The organism is Streptosporangium jomthongense (genome assembly GCF_042650425.1).
Taxonomy (GTDB): domain Bacteria; phylum Actinomycetota; class Actinomycetes; order Streptosporangiales; family Streptosporangiaceae; genus Streptosporangium.
Window position 1 is genome coordinate 52,054 of record NZ_JBHSBC010000038.1, and the last position, 20,835, is coordinate 72,888.

Consider the following 20,835-nt stretch of genomic DNA (forward strand, 5'->3'; position numbering starts at 1 on the left):
CCCCGAACCCGGACGACACTCGCGCCCACCAGGAGATATATCGGCCCGACCTGGCATGAGGCCCCCGACCACGGTCAGCGGCGCCCCAACATTGACCCTCGCCGCCCTCCGGGCTCCGCGCGGCCGTACGGTTGCCCGCACCTGGCAGGTGTACCTTCGGCGGGGTGCTGGTTGGTCGTCGCCGCCGCCCGCAGTCTGGTCGCCATGACGACGACACCTCCCGACGCGAGGCTGGGGCTTCGCGGCCGGCTCATTCTCATCACCCTGTGCGGGGCGACGTTCATGACCGGGCTGGACTACTCGGTCATCACGGTCGCGCTTCCGGAGATCGGCCGGGAGCTGCACTTCTCCGGCGCCGCGGCCCTGCAGTGGGTGGTCACCGCGTGCCTGCTGCCGACGGCCGCGTTGATGCCGCTGTTCGGACGGGCCTCCGACATGGTCGGCAGGCGCAGGCTGTTCATCGCCGGAGTGGCGGCCTTCACCGCGTTCTCACTGCTCGCCGGGCTCGCGCCGGGTGCTGGGCTGCTCGTGGCGGCACGGGCCGGACAGGGCGTCGCGGCGGTCATGATCGGCCCGACCGCCCTGGCGCTGATGACCGCCGCCTTCCCGGAGGGGCCACGGCGTACCAGGGCCCTGGGGGTCAACGGCGCCCTGCTCTCGCTGGGGTTCGTCATCGGGACGATCGGCGGCGGCCTCATCACCAGCGGCCTGAACTGGCGGTGGACCATGCTCATCCTGTTCGGCATCGGCGTCCTGGTGATGCTCGGCGCGGTCGCCGTGGTCCGCGAGACGACGGCCCCGGCTCGGGCCAGGCTTGACGTCCCCGGCGCGATCCTGGCGAGCGGAGGGCTGTTCGCCCTGGTCTACGGCGTCTCCACCGGCGATGTCCTGGCGCTGTCGGCCGCGGTGGTCCTTCTCGGCGTCTTCCTGGTCGTCGAGTCGCGGGCCTTCTGCTCCCAGTCGACGTGGAGCCCACGGGAGAACTCGGTCTCCAGGAAGTCGATGAGGACGAAGTTCGGCCTCTCCTCCCCCTCGAACGGCCGGTGCGGCGCGAGCAGGGCGTGCGCCAGGATGTCGCCCCGCCTGCCCACCGCGATGGCGGGCATCTCGGTGAGGGAGTCCACCATGAGCCGCACCCCGGGGCGCAGCCGTTCCGGCCTGGCCCGCTCCCCGCCCCGGGAGGCCCTGGCCAGCCGGTGCAGGTGGGCGACCTCCTCGCCGTTCAGCCCGAGGACGCGGGCCACGGAGTCCAGGACCTTCTCGGAGACGTCCGGGCTCTGGCCCTGTTCGAGCCGCGTGCAGTAGCCGACGCTGACCCCGGCGAGGGAGGCGAGCTCCTCCCTGCGCAGCCCCTCGACCCGCCGGTTCCTCACTCCGGCGCTCAGCCCCACGTCCTGCGGCCTGAGCCTGGCCCGACGTGAACGGAGGAACTCACCAAGAGCGGAACTCGGGTACACGCCTCCAGAGGCTATTCACCGGCTGATCTGTTTCACCCCGACGGGCGGGGTAGGGGAAGGACCACCCCGTCGAAGGGAGCCGACGATGACCAGGTTCGGCTATTTCCTGAGCTGTGAGGAACACGATCCGAAGGAGCTGGTACGGCAGGCCAAGCTGGCCGAACAGGCCGGGTTCCAGGCCCTGTGGATCTCCGACCACTATCACCCGTGGCTCGACGAGCAAGGTCAGAGCCCGTTCGTGTGGAGCGTGATCGGCGCCCTCTCCCAGGCCGTCTCGCTGCCCATCACCACCGCCGTCACCTGTCCCCTGGTGCGGATCCACCCGGCGGTCGTCGCCCAGGCCGCCGCCACCAGCGCCGTGCTCACCGAGGGCCGGTTCCGGCTCGGGGTGGGGACCGGCGAGGCGCTCAACGAGCACATCCTCGGCGACCGGTGGCCGCCGGCGGCCGTACGGATGGAGATGCTCGCCGAGGCCGTCGAGCTCATGCGGTGGCTGTGGAGCGGCGAGCTGGTCACCCATCGCGGCCAGTACTACGAGGTGGACACCGCCAGGCTCTACACCCTGCCCGACGAGCCCCCCGAGATCTACGTGTCCGGTCTCGGCGAGCACTCCGCCGAGCTGGCCGGGCGGATCGGTGACGGCTTCATCACCACCGGTCCCAGCGCCGAACTGGTGGAGACGTTCCACAAGTCGGGTGGCGCGGGCAAGACGACGCAGGGCGGGCTGAAGGTCTGTTACGCCTCCGACGAGGCGCAGGCCCGCTCGCACGTGCACCGGCTGTGGCCGACGCAGGGCATCAAGGGGGAGGCGTCGCAGCTGCTGCCGCTGCCCCGGCACTTCGCGCAGCTCGCCGAGATGGTCGGGGAGGACGACGCGGTCGCCTCCTCCCCCTGCGGTCCCGACCCGCGGCGGCACCTGGCCGCCATCCGCCAGTACGTCGACGCCGGGTTCGACGAGGTCTACGTCAACCAGATCGGCCCCGACCAGGACGCCTTCTTCGACTTCTACGCCGCCCAGGTCCTGCCGGAGCTGACATGAACGGGCGGGGGCTGCTCGAAGGCGGGGTCGGCGGCGCGCTGGCCACCGCCGCGATGAGCGCGGTGATGCTGGCGGGGAGCCGGGCGGGGCTGATGGCGGACCAGCCGCCCAAGCACATCGCCCGCGCCGTCCTGCCCGGCCACCCGCACCGCAGGAAACCGGGTGAGGGCGTGCTGGGCGCCCTGGCCCACTTCGGCTTCGGGATGACGGCGGGGGCGCTGTTCCGCCTGGTCAGCAGGGGGCACCGGACTCCGGTGCCGGTCGGGATCGGGTACGGCCTGGCGATCTGGCTGGCCAGTTACCAGGGGTGGGTACCGGGGGTGACGGCCCTGCCGCCGATCTCCGCGGACCGGCCGGGGCGTCCGGCGGTCATGGCCGTCGGGCACGTGGTCTACGGCATCACCCTCGCGGCGGTGCTGAACAGGTTCCGTGACCGACACGATCGGTAGAACTTTTCCCATTATTTCATAGCGGCATATGCGAAATACGCATATGCCGGGGTATCGATGGCTGGGTCGCGCCATCGACAATTCCGGAGATCGATCACCGGACAACATTTCGATCGCCCGGCAATGGAAGGCCGCAAAGCGGAACGGAGAAATCACGATGACCGAGACGGACCCCGAGGACACCTCGCCACAGCCTCCGGCCCAGGTGCCGGACGACCGGGAGAACGCCGCGGGAGCGGACGCCCCCGTCGGCATCGACCCCGAAGGCCCCGAGCCGAACGTCCCCGACGACCGGAAGGACACGCCCAAGCCCTGAGACGCTCAGTTCTCCGTTGAGGTCTCCTCGTGCGGGGTGCCGACGGGCTTGGACTCCGGTGAGCCACGCTGACGCAGGTAGATCGAGAGCACCACCATCGACAGTACGGCCAGCAGCTCCGACTGCCAGTTCTGCAACGTACGGTTCCAGAAGTCCGGGGATGCGACGTACCCTCCCAGGCTCACCGGGTCCTGCAGCTGTGACAACTGCCGACGGTTGTAGCTCGCGGTGCCCGCGACCGCCTGGGCCAGCCAGGACAGCACGAAGATCGCCCCCATCAGCAGGCCGAGGGAGTTCCCGTACAGCGTCTGGCGCAGCCCGGTCGCCCCGGCCCATTCGGGGCTGCCGGGCACGGCGTGCCGCCCGACCTTCTGCTCGGCGTCGCTTCCCGTACCCTCCTCACCCGGTTTCTTCGACTCGGGCGAGCCCCGCTGCACCAGCCAGACGGTGATGACGATGAACAGCAGGAACTGGAGGTACTCCGACTGCCAGTTCTCCGCCACGTCGACGGCGAAGTCGGAGGAGGTGACGTACTGCCACCAGGAGACGGCCGACCCGCCGTTGGCGAGCTGGTCGGCGTTGGCGTCCGCCACCCCCGCGACGGACTGGCCGACGACCGCCAGCAGGAAGGCCACCAGGAAGAACAGGCTCAACGCGTTGTCCCGCACGAAACGTCTCACGGCGCCCCCTAACGCTGCAGCAGGCCGATGGCGAAGAAGTAGACCAGCCCGGCCGTGATGACGGTCATCGTGACGACGAACATGGCGCGCATCTCAGGTCTTCACCTCACAGCTGTACGGCAGGTCACCCCGTGACCTGCACCCGGCCGCCCGCACCAGCCAGCCCAGGGGGAAGCGGTGCAGGAAGACGGTGTCGTGCGTGAGCCGTACCTGGGCCTCGTCTCCCCAGACGGCGGTCTCGCGCACCTGCCCGCCGGGCAGGTCGAGGCCGAGGACGGCCTTGGCGCAGACCTCACCGCCGGTGCGCAGCCCCTCGACCGCCTCGGGGGCCAGCAGGGTGCAGGCGCGCTGCCCGTCGTGGTCGCGGACGGCGGTGTAGAAACGCTCGACGGTCCGCTCCGCGGCGCTCTTTCCCTCTGTGGCGCATCCCGACAGGCCCAGCGTGAGGGCCAGCGCGATCACCGGTACGGCTCGGACGTTCACCCGACCCCCCTACCCGAGCTTTCCCGTACCTCACCCGTCACCCCCGGCTGCGATCACCGTCCGACGCGGGTGATCATTCCCGATGCTTTCCCGAAGAACGCCTTGTCGTTCGCCATCTCCGACAGCAAACCTCGATTAACTATAGAAATCCACATATATCTAATATTCGATCATTTTCATGATTTTTCTTGATTTGTCGGTTTTGAGGAGGACTTCGTCGGTAGTTATCCGGTGCGCAGGAGAGGTGGACCTATGAGATTTCTCGGGATCAATGCGATCTTTCATGATCCGGCGGCGGCGTTGATCGTCGACGGTGAGGCGGTCGCCGCGGCGGAGGAGGAACGGTTCAGCCGGCGCAAACACGGTAAACGGCCGGTGCCGTTCTCGGCGTGGGAGCTGCCCGAAAAGGCGGCGGCCTGGTGCCTGGAACGGGCGGGGCTGCGCCCGGAGGACCTGGACGCGGTCGCCTACTCCTACGACCCGAACCTGGTACGACCGGGTCAGGCCGGACTGGACGAGCGGTGGGAGGAACTGCGCACCACGTACGCGCGGCGGGCCCCGGCGTTCCTGGCGGGAGTGCTGCCGGGACTGGACGCGGCACAGGTGCGGTACGTACCCCACCACGTGGCGCACGCGGCCTCCGCCGGGCTGGCCGCGCCGTACGAGGACGCGGCGGTGCTGGTGTGCGACGGGCGGGGAGAGGCCCTCTCGCACCTGGCCGGGGTGTACGAGGACGGGCGGCTGCGGGTGCTCGCGGCCCAGGAACTGCCGCACTCGCTGGGGCTGATGTACGAGGCGGTCACCGAGCACCTGGGGTTCATGCGCTCCAGCGACGAGTACAAGGTGATGGCGCTCGCCTCATACGGCGCGCCCCGCTTCCTGGACGAGCTGCGGGAGCTGATCTACACCACCGGGGACGGCGGGTTCCGCGTCGAGCCGATCGACTGGGCGGCGTACGCCAAGGCGTTGCGGCCGGGACACGACTGGGGTGAGGAGCACGCGGACCTGGCGGCCAGTGTGCAAGACCCGGCTTGAGGAGGTGCTGCTCGAACTGGCCTGCTGGCTGCACGAACGGACCGGGCGGCGCGTGCTGACGATGGCCGGTGGGGTGGCGCTGAACTGCGTGGCCAACACCTACCTGGCCGAACGGGGCCCGTTCGAACGGGTGTGGGTGCAGCCCGCCGCCGGGGACGCGGGAACCGCCCTGGGCGGGGCGTTGCACCTGGCGCGGGAGTTCGGCGAACCGGCCGCGCCGATGCCGGGGGCGGACCTGGGCCGCGAGTGGTCGGACGCGGAGCTGGCGGCCTGGCTGCGGGCGGCGCACGTGCCGTACGAGGAGCCGGCGGACGTGGCGGCGACGGTCGCGGCCGAGCTGGCCGCCGACCGGATCGTGGCGTGGTTCCAGGGCCGCAGCGAGTACGGCCCACGGGCGCTGGGACGGCGCTCGCTGCTGGCGCACCCGGGCAGGGCGGGCAACACCGAACGGTTGAACGAGGTCAAGGGCCGTGAGCAGTTCCGGCCCGTGGCGCCGATGGTGCTGGCCGAACGAGCGGGCGAGATCTTCACCCGGGGGCCGCTGCCGAGTCCGTACATGCTGTTCGTGCACGACGTGGACCCGGTGTGGCGGGAGCGGATCCCGGCGGTCGTGCACGTGGACGGCACGGCCCGGGTGCAGACCGTGGAACGGGAGACCGAACCGCTGCTCGCGCGGATGCTTGAGGAGTTCGCCAACCGGACCGGGGTGCCGGTGGTGGTGAACACGAGCCTGAACACCGCGGGCAGGCCGATGGTCGACGATCCCCGCGACGCCCTTGAGTGCTTCGGCTCGGCGCCGGTGGACGTGCTGGTGCTGGGGCCGTACCTCGTGCGCCGGGAGGCGGTGTTCGCCACATGAGCGCTTCGGAGACTCCCGGCGAATTCACGGTGGTGATTCCCACGATCGGCCGTCCCAGCCTGGCCACGACACTGGCCGCGCTCGGCGCGGACGTGACGGTCGTCGTGGTCGACGACCGCCCCCCTACGGCCGTCGGCGAGCTGCCGGGGGCCGGGCCGGACCGGGTGCGGGTGGTGCGCTCGGGCGGCCGGGGCCCCGCGGCGGCGCGCAACGCCGGGTGGCGGGCGGCCGGGACGCCGTGGGTGGTGTTCCTTGACGACGACGTGGTCCCGGCGCCCGGCTGGGCGCGGGCGGTGACGGCCGACCTGACCGGTCTGCCCGAGGAGGCGGCCGGCAGCCAGGGCCGGGTCGAGGTGCCGCTGCCGCAGGGCAGGGCGCCGACCGACGACGAACGCAACACCGCCGGCCTGGCGGGGGCCGCGTGGATCACCGCCGACATGGCCTACCGGCGGGCGGCGCTGGAGAAGGTCAACGGCTTCGACGAACGCTTCCCACGGGCCTACCGCGAGGACGCCGACCTGGCGTTGCGGCTGCGTACGGCGGGCTGGCTGCTGGTGCGGGGCGAACGGCTGGTGCGGCACCCGGTCCGTGACGACGGGCCGTGGGCCAGCCTGCGCCGTCAGCGGGGCAACGCCGACGACGCGTTGATGCGCCGGGTGCACGGCCCCGGCTGGCGGGCGGCCGTCGGCGAGGGCGGGGGACGGCTCGGCAGGCACGCGCTGACCACCGGCCTCGGACTGGTGGGCCTGCTGGCGGGCGCGCTCGCCCTGGGGAGCGACGGCCGCGCCGCCCGCGCCCTGCGGGGCGGCGCGGCACTGGCCGGGGCCGGGTGGCTGGCGTTGACCGCCGAGTTCGCCTGGGCGCGGATCGCCCCGGGGCCGCGCACCGGTGAGGAGATCAGGCGGATGACGGTCACGAGCGTGCTCATCCCGCCGGCCGCGTGCGCCCATCGGCTGCGCGGCGAATGGCGGGTGCGCCGATGACCGCCTCGTCCTCCGCCGCGAAGGCGCTCTCGGCTCCGTGGTCGCGGACCGGGACGGTCCTGGTGGCGCGGACGGACAACGCGGGGGACGTGCTGCTGGCCGGTCCCGCGATCCGGGCGGTGGCCAACCACGCCGCCAGGGTGGTCGTGCTGGCCGGACCGAACGGGCAGGCCGCGGCCGAACTGCTGCCCGGGGTCGACCAGGTGATCCGGTGGCGCACCCCGTGGATCGACCCGGCCCCGCCGCCCCTGACCGGCGAGCACGCCGCCCGGCTGATCGAGGCCGTCCGGCGGGTGGCGCCGCGGCAGGCGTTGATCCTCACCTCCTTCCACCAGTCGGCGCTGCCGCTGGCGGCGCTGCTGCGACTGGCCGGGGTGCCCAGGATCGCCGCGATCAGCAACGACTACCCCGGCTCCCTGCTGGACGTGCGGCACACGGTCGACGAGGAGGTGGACGTCCCCGAGGCCGAACGGATGCTCGCCCTGGCCCGTGCCGCCGGGTTCGAGCTGCCTCCCGGCGACGACGGGCGGCTGGCCGTACGGCATCCGCTGCCCCCGGTCGGGCACCTGACCGGGCCCGCCGGGTACGTGGTCGTGCACCCGGGAGCCTCGGTACCGGCCCGCGCCTGGCCGGCCGACCACTGCGAGCGGGCGGTGCGGCACCTGGCCGCGGCCGGGTACCGGGTCGTGGTCACCGGAACCCCCGGCGAGACGGCGCTCACCGCGCGGGTCGCCGGATCGCACGCCGTGGACCTGGGCGGCAGGACCTCGCTGGCGGAGCTCGCCGGGGTGCTGGCCGGGGCGGAGGCGGTGGTGGTCGCCAACACCGGGCCCGCGCACCTGGCCGCCGCGGTCGCGACCCCGGTGGTCAGCCTGTTCGCCCCGACCGTCCCCGCCGCCCGGTGGGCGCCCTACGGGGTGGCGGTGACCCTGCTCGGGGACCAGCACGCGCCCTGCCGGGGCAGCCGGGCCCAGGTCTGCCCGGTCGCCGGGCACCCGTGCCTGTCCTCGGTGACCCCGGCCCAGGTCGTCGACGCGGTACGCCGGTTGGCGGCGCCGCAGGACTGGGTGGAGGAGGGCGAGGACGAAGAGGACACGGTACGCCGTCTGACGGTGAAGGAGGAGGCGTCATGAGGATCGCCCTGGTCTCCGAGCACGCCAGCCCACTGGCGACGATCGGCGGCGTGGACGCCGGTGGGCAGAACGTCCACGTCGCGGCCCTGGCCACCGCCCTGGCCGGTCGCGGCCACGAGGTCGTCGTCTACACCCGCCGGGACGCCCCCGGCCTGCCGGAAACGGTGGTCATGGCGCCCGGGGTGAGTGTCGAGCACGTGAGCGCAGGACCGGCCAGGCCGATCCCCAAGGACGACCTGCCACCGCACATGCCCGCCTTCGCGGCCCACCTGACGCGCCGCTGGACCGCCGAACCGCCGGACGTGGCGCACGCGCACTTCTGGATGAGCGGCATGGCCACGCTGACGGCCGCCGGTGAGGCCGGGGTTCCCGTGGTGCAGACCTTCCACGCGCTGGGCACCGTCAAGCGACGCTGGCAGGGCGCCGCCGACACCAGCCCGCCCGAGCGGATCGCGACGGAGACCGACATCGGGCGGCGGGCCGCGGCGATCGTGGCCACCTGTTCCGACGAGGTCACCGAACTGCGGGCGATGGGGATCCCGGACAGGAAGGTCACGGTCGTACCGTGCGGGGTCGATCTGGAACGCTTCCACCCCGACGGTCCCGCCGCCCCGGCCGGTGGGCGTCCCCGTGTGCTGAGCATCGGCCGGATGGTCGCCCGCAAGGGCGTCGACACGGTCATCCGCGCGCTGCGCCGGGTGCCCGACGCCGAACTGGTGATCGTCGGCGGCTCCCCCGACGACGAGGAGGTCGGGCGGCTGCGGCTCCTGGTCGCCGGGTACGGGCTGGCCGGGCGGGTCCGCCTGGTCGGCAGCGTGAGCCGGGGAGAGGTGCCCGCGCTGCTGCGCTCGGCCGACGTGCTGGTGACCGTGCCGTGGTACGAGCCGTTCGGCATCGTGCCGGTCGAGGCGATGGCGTGCGGGGTTCCGGTGATCGCCTCGGCGGTCGGCGGACACCTGGACACGGTGGCCGGATGCGGGCTGCTGGTGCCGCCGCGCAGGCCGTACGCCCTGGCCCGTGCCCTGAACGACCTGCTGGCCCGCCAGGGCCTGCGCGAACGGCTCGCCGCCGCCGGGGTACGGCGGGCCAGGGAGCGGTACGGATGGCCGCGGATCGCGGCCCAGACCGAGTCGGTCTACCAGGCTCTGATCAGCGGCCGGCTCGACCGGCTCGCCGTCGCGGAAGGTTGAGCGGACATGCATCCTCATCTGTTCCGGCTGAGCACGACCCTGGTCTCCGTCGACCGGGAGACCTCCAGAATCCAGGCGTGGGGCAGCAAGCTCGCCGCGGTGCTCAACGGCGGAGGCCGGTTGCTGACCTGCGGAAACGGCGGTTCCGCCGCGGAGGCGCAGCATCTGAGCGCCGAACTGGTCGGCCGCTACCGCGCCGACCGGCGGCCGTACGCGGCGATCCCGCTGCACGCCGACACCTCAAGCCTCACCGCGATCGCCAACGACTTCGGCACCCAGGAGGCCTACGCCCGCCAGGTGCGCGCGCACGGCAGGCCGGGGGACGTGCTGATGTGCCTGTCGACCAGCGGCGCCAGCGGCAACGTACTGGCCGCGGCGCAGGCCGGGCGGGAGTGCGGGCTGACCACGTGGGCGCTGACCGGCCCGGCCCCCAACCCGCTGGCCGAGCTGTGCGACGAGACGCTGGCCGTCCCTGTCCAGGACGTGGCCACCGTGCAGGAGGTGCACCTCGCGGTGATCCACATGCTCTGCGACGTGATCGAGGAGGACCACTCGTGACGGGCCCGATCGTGATCGTCGGCGACTGCCTGCTCGACGTGGACATCGAGGGCAGCGCGGAACGGCTCTGCCCTGAGGCTCCGGCGCCCGTCGTCGACGTGCGTGTGGAGCACCGGCGTCCTGGCGGGGCCGGGCTCGCCGCGCTGCTCGCCGCCCGCGACGGCGCCGAGGTGACCCTGGTCACCGCCCTCGCGGACGACACCTCGGGCCGTCACCTGACGGGCCTGCTCCCGGAGGGCGTCCGGGTGGTACGGCTGCCGCTGCGGGGCGCAACCGTCCGCAAGACCCGGGTCAGGGCGGGGGGCCAGACCCTGGTCAGGATCGACTCGGGCGACGGCCTGGCCAGGATCGGAACGGACCGGGTGCTCCGGCGGCGCCTGTCGGCGGTGCTGCGCGGCGCGCGGGCGGTCCTGGTCTCCGACTACGGGCGCGGTGTCGCCGAGGTGTGCCGTCCCCTGCTGGAGGACCTCCTTCTTGAGGGTCTCCACGCCCCGATCGTGTGGGATCCGCATCCGCGCGGCGCCGTCCCGCTGCCGGGCTGCGCCCTCACCACGCCGAACGAGGCCGAGGCCACCAGGCTGTGCGGGCGGCCGTACGCGACGCCGGAGGACGTCGCCCTGCGGCTGGCCGGTGAACTCGGGGTGGGGGCGGTGGCCGTCACCCTGGGAGACCGGGGAGCCGTGCTGGCGCGCCGGGACGGCAGGCACGTCCGTATCGCCCCGCCCGACGTGGCCTGCGGGCGTGACCCGTGCGGCGCGGGCGACAGGTTCGCCGTCTCCGCGGCCCTCGCCCTGGCGGGTGGCGTGCCCGTCGAGGAGGCGGTCACCGCGGCGGTCGGCGAGGCCACCCGGTTCGTGAAGGCCGGAGGGGCGGCGGCGGTCCGGTCCGTCTCCCCCGCCGGTGTCCCCCCGCCCCGCGTGTCGGCGAACGGCGCGGACGCGGCCGCCCTCGTCCGGGCCTCCGGTGGCAGGCTCGTGGCGACCGGGGGGTGCTTCGACCTGTTGCACGCCGGTCACGTCAGCCTGCTCCGCCGTGCCAGGGCCCTCGGGGACGCGCTGGTCGTGTGCGTCAACTCCGACGCGTCGGTACGGCGTCTGAAGGGCCCCGGCCGTCCCGTCATCGCCCAGCAGGACCGTGTCGAGGTGCTGCGGGCGCTGGAGTGCGTCGACGCGGTCGTCGTCTTCGACGAGGACACGCCCTCCGCCGTCGTCGAACGGCTCCGGCCCGAGGTGTGGGTCAAGGGCGGCGACTACACCGAGGCCGACCTTCCCGAGGCCGACACCGTACGGCGCTGCGGCGGCGACGTCGTGATCCTGCCGACCGTGCCCGGCTACTCGACCACCGGGCTGATCACCGCCCTGCGCACCACTCGTTCCTGACGTTGAGAAGAGGTTCACATGCTTGGAAATATCCTGATAACCGGTGGAGCGTCCGGGCTTGGTCGGGCGGTGGCCGTCGCGGTCGCCAAGGAGGGCGGCAGTCCTCTGGTCGTGGACGTCAACCCGCCGGAGAACGGCTTCGACCACGTGATCGCCGACCTGACCGACCGCGCCCAGACCGAACGGGCCGTGGCCGAACTGGCCGACCACGCCGGAGGTCTGGACGGGGTCGTCACCGCCGCCGGGATCGACGCCTGCGGGCGGCTGGAGGACGTGCCCGCCGACGCCTGGGAACGGGTCGTCCAGGTCAACCTGATCGGCACCGCCACGGTCGTCCGGGCCGCGCTGCCGTACCTGACCGCCTCCCGGGGACGGGTGGTGACCTGCGCCTCCACGCTGGGACTGCGGGCACTCAGCGACGCGACCGCCTACTGCGCCTCCAAGTTCGGGGTGGTCGGGTTCACCCGCGCCCTGGCCGCGGAACTGGCCGGACGGGTCGGGGTGACGCTGCTGGTGCCCGGCGGGATGCGCACCCCGTTCTTCGACGGCCGCACCGAGCAGTACAAACCCGGCCCCGACACCCTGCTCAACCCGCCGGAGGACGTGGCCGCCACCGTGCTGTTCGCGCTGTCCCAGCCGCCGGGATGCGAGGTCAGGGAACTGGTCGTGTGCCCCTCGACCGAGGCTTCCTGGCCGTGACCGCCCCCGGCCCCCGGAGCCGGCTCCCGGCAGGCACACCGCCGTCCGGTCCCTCCGGCGCCGCTCTCGGGGAGAACACACCGCCGTCCGTCCCGGGACCTTCGGGCACCGGGGTTCCCGGGCCGCGGCATGCGGGTGAGCCGACGGTGCTGGTGCTGCGGGGCCTGGGCCTTGGCGACCTGCTGACCGCCGTACCGGCGTTGCGCGGCCTGCGCCGTGCCTGGCCCCGGCACCGGATCGTGCTGGCCGCGCCCGCCGTACTGGCCGGGCTGGCCCGGCTGACCGGCGCCGTCGACGAGGTCCTGAACGTCCACGGTCCCGGGCCCGTCCCCTTCCTCGGGGCCGAGGTGGCGGTCAACCTGCACGGCGCGGGACCGCAGAGCACCACGGCGCTGCTGCGCACCGCCCCCGGCCGGTTGCTCACCCACTCCCATCCCACCCTGCCGGAGGTGTCCGGCCCCGCCTGGCGGGACGACCGGCACGAGGTGGAGCGCTGGTGCGCCCTGCTTGAGTGGTACGGCATCGCCGCCGACCCCGCCGACCTGGCACTGCCCGTTCCGTCCGTCGAGACGACCGGGGAGGCCGAACCGGCCGGGCTCACCGGAGGCGTCGAAGTCGCCGGGCCGGCGGGCACGGCTGTGAACGCCGGATGGGCCGGGGAGGCCGAAAGGCCGGGGCATGTGATCGTCCATCCCGGGGCGGCCTTTCCCGCCCGCCGCTGGCCCCCCGACCGGTTCGCCCAGGTCGCCGCCGCCCTCGCCGGTGACGGCCACCGCGTTCTCATCACCGGGGACGCCGCCGAACGCGACCTCGCCCACACCGTGGCCGCCCTCGCCGGGCTGCCTCGCGAAGCCGTGCTCGCGGGCCGTACCGGACTGGAGCGGCTGGCGGCGCTGGTCGGGACGGCACGGCTGGTGGTGTGCGGGGACACCGGGGTCGCGCACCTGGCCACCGCGCTGTCCACCCCCTCCGTCGTGCTCTTCGGCCCCACCCCGCCCGCCCGCTGGGGTCCCCCGCCCGGGAGAGGGCACCACGTGGTGCTCTGGCGCGGCGGCACCGGCAACCCCTTCGCGACCCGGCCCGACCCCGGTCTGCTGACCATCAGCCCCGCCGACGTCCTGGCCGCCATCGCCACACTGCCGGCCGCAGAGGAAAGGAGCCCATCATGAGAGTCCTGGTCACCGGAGGAGCCGGATTCCTCGGCTCCCATCTGTGCGAACGCCTCCTGGCCCGTGGCGACGAGGTGATCTGCATGGACAACTTCCTGACCGGATCGCCCGACAACGTCGAACACCTCATGGGTCAGCCCGCCTTCCGGCTCATCGAGACCGATCTGACCGGCTTCGTCCATGTTCCCGGTGCCGTGGACCTCGTCCTTCACCTGGCCTCGGCCGCCTCCCCCGTCGACTACCTGCGCCACCCCATCGACACCCTCAAGGTCGGCAGCCTGGGCACCCTGCATGCCCTGGGCCTGGCCAAGGAGAAGCACGCCCGTTTCGTGCTGACCTCAACCAGCGAGGTCTACGGCGACCCCCTGCAACACCCGCAGAGCGAGACCTACTGGGGCAACGTCAACCCCGTCGGCCCGCGCAGTGTCTACGGCGAGGCCAAACGTTTCGCCGAGTCCCTGGCCACCGCCTACCGCAACGCCGCGGGCACCGACACCGCGATCGTGCGGATCTTCAACACCTACGGTCCCCGGATGCGTCCGTACGACGGCCGCGCCATCCCCACCTTCATCCGCCAGGCCCTGCACGGCGAGCCGATCACCGTGACCGGCGACGGCTCCCAGACCCGCTCCATCTGCTACGTCGACGACACCGTCGCCGGCATCCTGGCCCTGGCCGACAGTGACTTCGCGGGCCCGGTCAACATCGGCAACCCCGCCGAGGTGACCATGCTCGAACTGGCCCACACCATCCGTGACCTGGCCGGATCGTCCTCACCGATCGTCTTCGTCCCCCGCCCGACCGACGACCCGGCCGTGCGCCGCCCGGACACCGGCCTGGCCGCCGCCCGGCTGGGCTGGCAGGCCACCGTCCCGGCGGCCGAGGGACTACGCCGGACCATCGACTGGTTCACCGCCCAACTCCACCGCCCCGAGGAACTCACCCGTAGCTAGGCTCCGGGGCCTGCGTCCCACCGATTCACCGCCGGAACCGGGGGTAGTGCCTCGGGAACTCGGGACTCACAAGGCTCGAAGGCCCTTGGGGCCCACAAGGTTCGGGGAGGGGAGTGCGGGTGCGGGTGAACCGGCGGGACCTCGTCGTCGACGGGCTCACCGTCGCCGGTCACCGTCGGCGGGGTCCCGGTGGTGCCGTCGTCTGTGTCCACGGGGCCGGGGTGTCCAGCAGGGAACTGCTGCCCTTCGTCGACGCGCTCGGGGAGCGGCACGACACGTGGGCCCTCGACCTGCCCGGTTTCGGGGCGAGCGCCAAGCCGTCCCGCCCGCTGACCCTGCCCGCTCTGGCCGACGTCGTCGCCGCCTGGGTGACCGAGGCGGGACTGGAACGGCCCTGCCTGCTCGGTGGCTCCTTCGGCTGCCAGGTGGTGGTCGACATCGCCGTCCGTCATCCCGAGCTGGTCTCGGCCCTGGTGCTGGCCGGTCCCACGGTCGATCCGCACTCCCGCTCCCCGGTACGGCTCGCCGGTCAGTGGCTGCGCAACTCCGTACGGGAGGACCCTCGGATGGTGCCGTTGAACGTGGCCGACTACCGCGACGCGGGGCTACGACGGGTGCTGGCGACGTTCGGTGAGTCGATCCGCGACCGGATCGAGGACAAACTGCCCCTCGTCACCGTTCCCACCCTGGTCGTGCGGGGAGAGTACGACAGGCTCGTGCCCCAGCCCTGGGCGGAGGAGGCGACCAGGCTGCTGCCACGGGGACGCCTGGTGATCATGGAAGGGCTGCCCCACATGACGCCCTACCGCGACCCTCGGGGTCTCGCCCGGATCGTGACGGACTTCCTGGCGGAGGTGCGAACGTGAGAGCGCCCCACCGGCTGACGCCTGTCAGCCCTCTCCCCGGCCAGGCCGTGACGAACCTTCCGAGGGAGGTCGGGCCGTGAAACCGGGCAAGGTCGTGGCGTCGTTCGACTCGGCGACCGGCATGCTGCGCGCGCTCTCCCGTTTCCTGCACGGCCGTGACGTGCCGCTCATCGGGCAGGGGCCCGCGTGGGCGGAGCCGTGGGCCTCCGCCGTACTCGGCCTGGCCAACAGGCTTCCGCGTCCGCTCCAGGAAAAGGCCTACGCCGCCAGTGGTTGGGCCGAGGCCGTACCACCCAACCGGGTCGGCGACATCAGGTCGGACGACCTGGCGCGGTGGGTCACCGGCCACTACCCCCGGCGCCGTGGCCAGGTGGCCTTCGTCGGGTCGTCCAACGGCGCCCTGGTCCACCTGGCCGCCGCCGTGGCCGCCCCCTGGCTGCCGCAGACCCTCCTGATCCCGGTACGGCGTCGCGGCGTCCATCCGGACGAACCCCGCCGGGACCTCCTCGCCACCCAGGAGGCCGGAAACGCTCTGACCAGCGCGAACCCGGACCTCGTCCTGCACCAGATGCACGACGCCAACCAGGACCGGCTGATGATCGCGGGGATGACCTACTTCCGGGTCAAGTGGCGGCGGCTGCCCGAGGCCTACCGGCGTTTCCTTGAGGCGAGCCTGGAGCCCGGCGCGACCCTGGTGGTCGTCGAATGCGGCCTGCGCAGGCCGGTGACACGGGTCGGCCCCCGCCATGTCTTCCAGCACGGCGCGCTCGGCGGGGCGACGCCACGGGAGTACGAGGAGGGCGGCCCCCGCGTCGCCGACTACCTACGCCGCTACGGCTCTCCGCATCGCGGGTGGGACTACCCGCCGGTTGACGAGGAGAGCCCGGAGGCCGAATGGGGGTTCGAGCCCTCACTGCTTCCCGACCTGCGGGAGCTGGCCGCCCGCAACGGCTGGCGGCTGCTGCGGCTGCGTTTCACGGAGCCGGAGGAGCTCAGCCCCGTGGTCGCCGACCTCTACCGGGACCGGTACCGACGGCGTGACCTGCCCGCCGACCGGCTGCTCGCCGAGTGCTTCCTGCTCCTCGAACCGTGGTGGACGCTGCGCAGCGGGTCGGTGCCGTACTGGATGGTCTTCAACACCGAGCCCTCACTCGCGAGCCTGACCGGCTATCTCGACCGCTCCGACCCCTTCGCCGAGATCAGGCTGTTGCTGTTCTCCCACGGGGTCGAGTCCGTCGGGCTGGCCTCGATCGAGCAGTGGCGTCAGGTCCTGGCACGGGCGGAGAAGGTGGGCGTGTTCACCGGCGTCGATCCCCGGGCCTACCCACGCGACTTCGCCGGCCTGGCCCGCACCCACCGGGAACTCAGCAGAATCAGGACGACGTACCCGATCCCCCCGCCCCTCCCCTGGCCCGACGCCGAGGCCTTCCTGACAGCCCGGCTGGGACCCCTCCAGGACGATGAGTGACCCGGTATCAGGGGAGGAGCGGTGAGCCCGTGGTGAGGGCGCGGTGAGGGGCGGGCTTCATGGTTGGGGGGTCGCCGGGCCACACCGAGGGCCGGCCGAGATCGAGGAGTTCTGATGGGTGTTCTCGCCGGCAAGACTGCGCTGGTCACGGGTGGTTCGCGGGGCATCGGCAGAGCGGTCGCGGTACGGCTGGCGGCCGAGGGGGCCCTGGTCGCCGTCCACTACGGCGGTGACGACGCGGCGGCCCGCGAGACGGTGGCGCGGATCGAGAAGGAGGGCGGCCGGGCGTTCGCCGTACGGGCCAGGTTCGGTGAGCCGGGCGCGATCGACCTGCTGTTCGACGGGCTGACCGAGGGGCTGGCCGGGCGTGGCCTGGACATCCTGGTCAACAACGCGGGCATCGCGTCGATCAACCCGATCTCCCAGGTCACCCCCGAGGAGTTCGAACGGCTGCTCGCGGTCAACGTGAGCACGCCGTTCTTCGTGATCCAGCGCGCGCTGCCGCTGCTGAACGACGGGGGCCGCGTCGTCAACATGGGTTCGACGGCCACCAGGATCGCGGTCCCCATGCAGATCGGCTACACCGTCAGCAAGGCGGCGATCGAGGCGATGGCGCCGTCCCTGGCCAACGAGCTTGGCGGGCGCGGGATCACGGTGAACACGGTCGCGCCCGGTGTGGTGCGGACCGACATGACCGCGGGTCACACGTCCATCCCCGAGGTGGTCGCCGCCTTCGAGGCGATCACCGCGCTGGGACGGCTCGGCGAGCCCGAGGACGTCGCCGACGTCGTCGCCTTCCTGGCGAGCCCCCAGGGCCGCTGGGTGACCGGGCAGACCGTCGACGTCTCCGGAGGGACCTACCTCGGTCCCATCGGGTGACCGTCCTTCGGCGCCGGTCGCGGTCCGGGTCGTCTCCCACGAGGCACCGTGATGACCGGCCTGTTCTCCAGCCGTGGTCCCGCGTGATCGGAGACCGGTAACGGGGATAATCACTTATATGCGGTTTGGGCTCCTTGGGCAGACCTGTGCGTGGCGCGATGACGGGAGTGAGATTCCGCTCGGAGGTCCCGCCCGTCGCGGGTTGCTCGCGCTGTTGCTAGTGAACCCCGGTGAGGTGGTCTCCGCCGATCGGCTGGCCGACGAGGTCAACCCCGACGAGGCGCTGTCCGCGCACGCCCTGCAGTCGCAGATGTCCCGGTTGCGTACGGCTCTCGGCACGGCGGCGACGATCGAACGGGCCGGGGCGGGCTACCGGATCGTGGTGCCCCGCGACGACGTGGACGCCTTCCGGTTCGAACGGCTGGCACGTGAGGGGCGGGCCGCGCTGCGGGAGGAGGACGCCGAACGCGCGGTGGCACTTCTTCGGGAGGCGCTGGCGCTGTGGCGGGGGCCCGCGCTGGCCGACCTCACCGGCAGTCCGGCCGCCGTCCGTCTTGAGGAGCTACGGCTCACGGCGCTTGAGGACCGGATGGAGGGCGAGCTGCGGCTCGGCGGGCACCGCGCGCTCGTGCCCGAGCTGCGGGAACTGGTCGGCCGTCACCCGCTGCGGGAACGGCTGGCGGGGCTGCTGATGCGCGCGCTGTTCGCCGAGGGCGGGCAGGCCGCGGCGCTGGCGGCGTTCGAGGAGACCAGGAGGCACCTGGCCGACGAGCTGGGCGCCGACCCCTCGGCCGAACTTCTCGCGCTGCACCGGGAACTGCTGGCCGCCGACCCGTCTCCCCCGCCCGTCGCGCCGCCCGCCCAGCTGACGTCCTTCGTCGGCCGGGCCGGGGAGGTGGCCGAGGTCGCCGAGTTGCTGCGGACGGCCCGGCTGGTCACCCTGGTCGGTCCCGGCGGCGTCGGCAAGACACGGCTCTCGGTCGAGGTCGCCGGGGCTCCGGGAGTCGCCGGACCCGCCGCGGGCGCCAGGTCCTCGGGGAGGGCCGCCGACGACGTGTGCTTCGTCGAGCTCGCCGCGCTGCGGGACGGCGCCGAGCTGCCGCAGGCGTTGCTGGGCGCGCTCGGCCTGCGGGAGAACGGCCTGCGTCTGGAGGTCGGTGAGCGGCGGCCGGCCGACCGCCTGATCGCGGCGCTCGCCGACCGGGTGCTCCTGCTCGTCCTGGACAACTGCGAGCACCTCGTGGAGGAGGTGGCTCCGCTGGCGGCCCGGCTGCTGGCCGCCTGCCCCCGGCTGCGGGTGCTGGCGACGAGCAGGGAACCGCTCGGGATCACCGGGGAGCACCTGTGGCAGGTACGGCCCCTCGACGACGAGGCGGCCGTGCGGCTGTTCACCGACCGGGCCCGTGCCGTACGTCGTGGCTTCGCCGTCGCCCCGGCCGTCGGCACCGCCGACGGTGGTACCGAACGGGTCGTGCGGCGGATCTGCGCGGCCCTCGACAATCTGCCGTTGGCCATCGAGCTCACGGCGGCCAGGCTGCGCACCCTGGAACTCGACGACCTCGCGGGGCGGCTCGACGACCGGCTCGCCGTCGCGGCGCGCGGCAGCCGTACCGCCCAGGAGCGGCACAGGACCCTGCGGTCGGTGGTGGCGTGGAGCTGGGACCTGCTGCCGGAGGCCGAGCAGCGGGCCGCGCGGCGTTTCACCGTCTTCACCGGGGGCGCGAGCGCCGAGGCCGCGTCACGGGTGTGCGGCATCGACGGCGAGACGCTCGAATCCCTGGTCGACAAGTCTCTTCTTGAGGTCGTCGGCGGGCGTTACCGGATGTTGGAGACCATCCGCGCCTACGGTGCGGAACAGCTCGACGCGGCCGGGGAGGCCGAGCCCGTACGGCGTGCCCACGCGCGTGCCGTCCTCGACCTGTTCAGGACCGCCGCCCCGCACCTGCTGCGGACACGGCAGCTGGAGTGGCTCGGGATCCTGGCGCGTGAGCACGGCGACCTGCCCGCGGCGGTGCGCTGGGCCGTCGAGTCCTCGGACACGGCCGTGGGCCTTGAGCTGCTCGCCACGGCCTCGGCCTACCTGTGGATTCGCGGCGTCTCCCCCTCGGTCGCGCCGTACGCCGTCGCGCTGCTCGACGTGATGGGTGAACGGCCGCCCGCCGGGCTCGGCGAGGAGTACGCGGTGTGCGTGCTGCTGGCCGCCTCCGGTCCCGGGGGTCGGGAGGTGTGGCGGCGGCACCGCGCGGCGGCGGGGCGGGCGCTGGCCGCCGCCTGGCCGGGTGACCGGCCGGGGCGGTATCCGGCCGTCCTGCTGCTGTGGATGATGCACAACACGGGCGGGGAGGGCGCGCTGGAGACGTTCGCGCTGGTCACCGCCCAACGTGACTGCCCTCACGGGTGGGCGCGGGCGGTCGCCCGGTACGTGCTGGGGTTCGGGGCTCTGGGGGAGTTCTTCGGCGAGGGCGACTCCCTCGGGGAGAGCGGCCTGCCCGGTATGGCGGAGGCCGCGCGTGTCTGGGAGGGGGCCGTCGAGGAGTTCCGCGCGTTCGGCGACCGGTGGGGTACCGCGCTGGCCCTGGACGCGCTCGCCGGTCTGGCGGTCGCGCGTGGCGACCGTACCCGGGCGGTCGCGTTGATCGACGAGGCACTCGACCTCACCGACCAGCTCGGAGCCCTGGAGGACGCCGCCGACCTGCTGGTCAACCGGGGTGACCAGCTCGTCGAGACCGACCTGGCCGCGGCCCGCGCCGACTACGACAGGGCCGCCGCCCTGGCCCGGAGGGCGGGCAGCTCGAACTACGTCGGGGCCGCCCTGCGCGGGCTTGGGGACATCGCCCTGCGGGACGGCGACCTCGCCGAGGCGGAGAGCCACTACGCCGAGGCGCTTGAGCTGATCGACCCGCTCTGGATCAGGAGCGTGGGCAACCGGGTACGGCTGCTCGCCGGACTCGGCAGCCTCGCCGAGACGCGTGGCGACCGGGCCACGGCCAGGGCGCGTTTCCGGCAGGCCGCCGAGTCCGCGACGGCCGTGACCGGGGCCCCCGGGGCGGACGCGCTGCGCCTGATCGGCCTGCCCGAGAGCCTTGTCGAGGCGGTGAGCTCCGGGGCCAGGGCGGTGTGACCTCTGTGGTCATGTGGGCCTCGGAACCAGGCCGGCAGGCTCAGGACGGCTCCCGGAACGAAGACGGACACGCATGACCCGGGGCCAAGGCGGCTCCCGGAAACGTCGTGTGAGCCTCG

Annotated in this window: 18 protein-coding genes and 2 pseudogenes; 17 read left to right on the forward strand and 3 right to left on the reverse strand. The window is 73.1% G+C overall.

Annotated elements, in window-relative coordinates:
• Window positions 1-204: 204 nt before the first annotated feature.
• A pseudogene (locus ACFOYY_RS32290) lies at window positions 205-816 on the forward strand (MFS transporter); the annotation flags it as partial.
• 47 nt (window positions 817-863) lie between these two features.
• On the opposite strand, the gene ACFOYY_RS32295 reads toward ACFOYY_RS32290, so the two are convergent.
• Window positions 864-1,457 (reverse strand): helix-turn-helix domain-containing protein, encoded by a 594-nt coding sequence (locus tag ACFOYY_RS32295; protein WP_386194924.1) that lies wholly within the window; start codon window positions 1,455-1,457, stop codon window positions 864-866.
• An 85-nt stretch (window positions 1,458-1,542) separates the two neighbouring features.
• On the opposite strand from ACFOYY_RS32295, the gene ACFOYY_RS32300 reads away from it, so the two are divergent.
• From ACFOYY_RS32300 to ACFOYY_RS32310, 3 genes are all read left to right on the forward strand, one after another.
• Entirely contained in the window at window positions 1,543-2,496 is a 954-nt protein-coding gene (locus ACFOYY_RS32300) for an LLM class F420-dependent oxidoreductase (RefSeq protein ID WP_352015003.1), read from the forward strand.
• Window positions 2,493-2,945: a DUF6789 family protein gene (locus ACFOYY_RS32305; protein ID WP_352015004.1), complete on the forward strand. Its 453-nt coding sequence runs from the start codon at window positions 2,493-2,495 to the stop codon at window positions 2,943-2,945. Before ACFOYY_RS32300 ends, ACFOYY_RS32305 begins: the two co-directional genes overlap by 4 nt.
• 157 nt (window positions 2,946-3,102) lie before the next feature.
• A complete protein-coding gene (locus tag ACFOYY_RS32310) occupies window positions 3,103-3,261 on the forward strand; it encodes a hypothetical protein (RefSeq protein WP_352015005.1) in 159 nt (52 codons plus the stop codon).
• Between the two features lie 5 nt (window positions 3,262-3,266).
• Here the strand turns inward: ACFOYY_RS32310 and ACFOYY_RS32315 are convergent, their stop codons facing one another.
• Both ACFOYY_RS32315 and ACFOYY_RS32320 read right to left on the reverse strand, forming a co-directional pair.
• Window positions 3,267-3,941 (reverse strand): DUF6766 family protein, encoded by a 675-nt coding sequence (locus ACFOYY_RS32315; RefSeq protein ID WP_362915605.1) that lies wholly within the window; start codon window positions 3,939-3,941, stop codon window positions 3,267-3,269.
• Between the two features lie 93 nt (window positions 3,942-4,034).
• Entirely contained in the window at window positions 4,035-4,424 is a 390-nt protein-coding gene (locus ACFOYY_RS32320) for a hypothetical protein (RefSeq protein WP_352015007.1), read from the reverse strand.
• Window positions 4,425-4,676: 252 nt separating this feature from the next.
• Here ACFOYY_RS32320 and ACFOYY_RS32325 point away from each other — a divergent pair.
• The 13 genes and pseudogenes from ACFOYY_RS32325 (at window position 4,677) to ACFOYY_RS32385 (ending at window position 20,716) form a co-directional block, all read left to right on the forward strand.
• A pseudogene (locus ACFOYY_RS32325) lies at window positions 4,677-6,318 on the forward strand (carbamoyltransferase family protein).
• Window positions 6,315-7,301 carry a glycosyltransferase family 2 protein gene (locus ACFOYY_RS32330; RefSeq protein ID WP_386194849.1) on the forward strand — a complete coding sequence of 329 codons (987 nt, stop codon included), beginning with the start codon at window positions 6,315-6,317 and terminating at the stop codon, window positions 7,299-7,301. The pseudogene ACFOYY_RS32325 and the gene ACFOYY_RS32330 overlap by 4 nt, the downstream one beginning before the upstream one ends.
• Entirely contained in the window at window positions 7,298-8,434 is a 1,137-nt protein-coding gene (locus ACFOYY_RS32335) for a glycosyltransferase family 9 protein (protein ID WP_352015010.1), read from the forward strand. The genes ACFOYY_RS32330 and ACFOYY_RS32335 overlap by 4 nt, the downstream gene beginning before the upstream one ends.
• The gene (locus tag ACFOYY_RS32340) at window positions 8,431-9,624 is read left to right on the forward strand and encodes a glycosyltransferase (protein ID WP_352015011.1); all 1,194 of its coding nucleotides are present in this window, start codon (window positions 8,431-8,433) and stop codon (window positions 9,622-9,624) included. The genes ACFOYY_RS32335 and ACFOYY_RS32340 overlap by 4 nt, the downstream gene beginning before the upstream one ends.
• Window positions 9,625-9,630: 6 nt before the next feature.
• Window positions 9,631-10,182, forward strand: a complete 552-nt coding sequence (locus ACFOYY_RS32345) for a D-sedoheptulose-7-phosphate isomerase (RefSeq protein ID WP_352015012.1) — start codon at window positions 9,631-9,633, stop codon at window positions 10,180-10,182.
• Window positions 10,179-11,561, forward strand: coding sequence for a D-glycero-beta-D-manno-heptose 1-phosphate adenylyltransferase (gene rfaE2 / locus ACFOYY_RS32350; RefSeq protein WP_386194852.1), 1,383 nt, complete (start codon window positions 10,179-10,181; stop codon window positions 11,559-11,561). Before ACFOYY_RS32345 ends, rfaE2 begins: the two co-directional genes overlap by 4 nt.
• A gap of 18 nt (window positions 11,562-11,579) precedes the next feature.
• Window positions 11,580-12,260 carry an SDR family oxidoreductase gene (locus tag ACFOYY_RS32355; RefSeq protein ID WP_352015014.1) on the forward strand — a complete coding sequence of 227 codons (681 nt, stop codon included), beginning with the start codon at window positions 11,580-11,582 and terminating at the stop codon, window positions 12,258-12,260.
• Complete coding sequence (locus ACFOYY_RS32360; RefSeq protein WP_386194854.1) at window positions 12,230-13,429, forward strand: glycosyltransferase family 9 protein; 1,200 nt, start codon at window positions 12,230-12,232, stop codon at window positions 13,427-13,429. Before ACFOYY_RS32355 ends, ACFOYY_RS32360 begins: the two co-directional genes overlap by 31 nt.
• Complete coding sequence (locus ACFOYY_RS32365; protein ID WP_386194856.1) at window positions 13,426-14,382, forward strand: UDP-glucuronic acid decarboxylase family protein; 957 nt, start codon at window positions 13,426-13,428, stop codon at window positions 14,380-14,382. Before ACFOYY_RS32360 ends, ACFOYY_RS32365 begins: the two co-directional genes overlap by 4 nt.
• 125 nt (window positions 14,383-14,507) lie before the next feature.
• Window positions 14,508-15,248 (forward strand): alpha/beta fold hydrolase, encoded by a 741-nt coding sequence (locus ACFOYY_RS32370; protein ID WP_352015017.1) that lies wholly within the window; start codon window positions 14,508-14,510, stop codon window positions 15,246-15,248.
• Window positions 15,249-15,324: 76 nt separating this feature from the next.
• Window positions 15,325-16,716, forward strand: a complete 1,392-nt coding sequence (locus ACFOYY_RS32375) for a hypothetical protein (protein WP_386194858.1) — start codon at window positions 15,325-15,327, stop codon at window positions 16,714-16,716.
• A gap of 114 nt (window positions 16,717-16,830) precedes the next feature.
• A complete protein-coding gene (locus ACFOYY_RS32380; protein WP_386194860.1) occupies window positions 16,831-17,595 on the forward strand; it encodes an SDR family oxidoreductase in 765 nt (254 codons plus the stop codon).
• Between the two features lie 118 nt (window positions 17,596-17,713).
• Window positions 17,714-20,716 (forward strand): BTAD domain-containing putative transcriptional regulator, encoded by a 3,003-nt coding sequence (locus ACFOYY_RS32385; protein ID WP_386194862.1) that lies wholly within the window; start codon window positions 17,714-17,716, stop codon window positions 20,714-20,716.
• Window positions 20,717-20,835 lie beyond the last annotated feature (119 nt).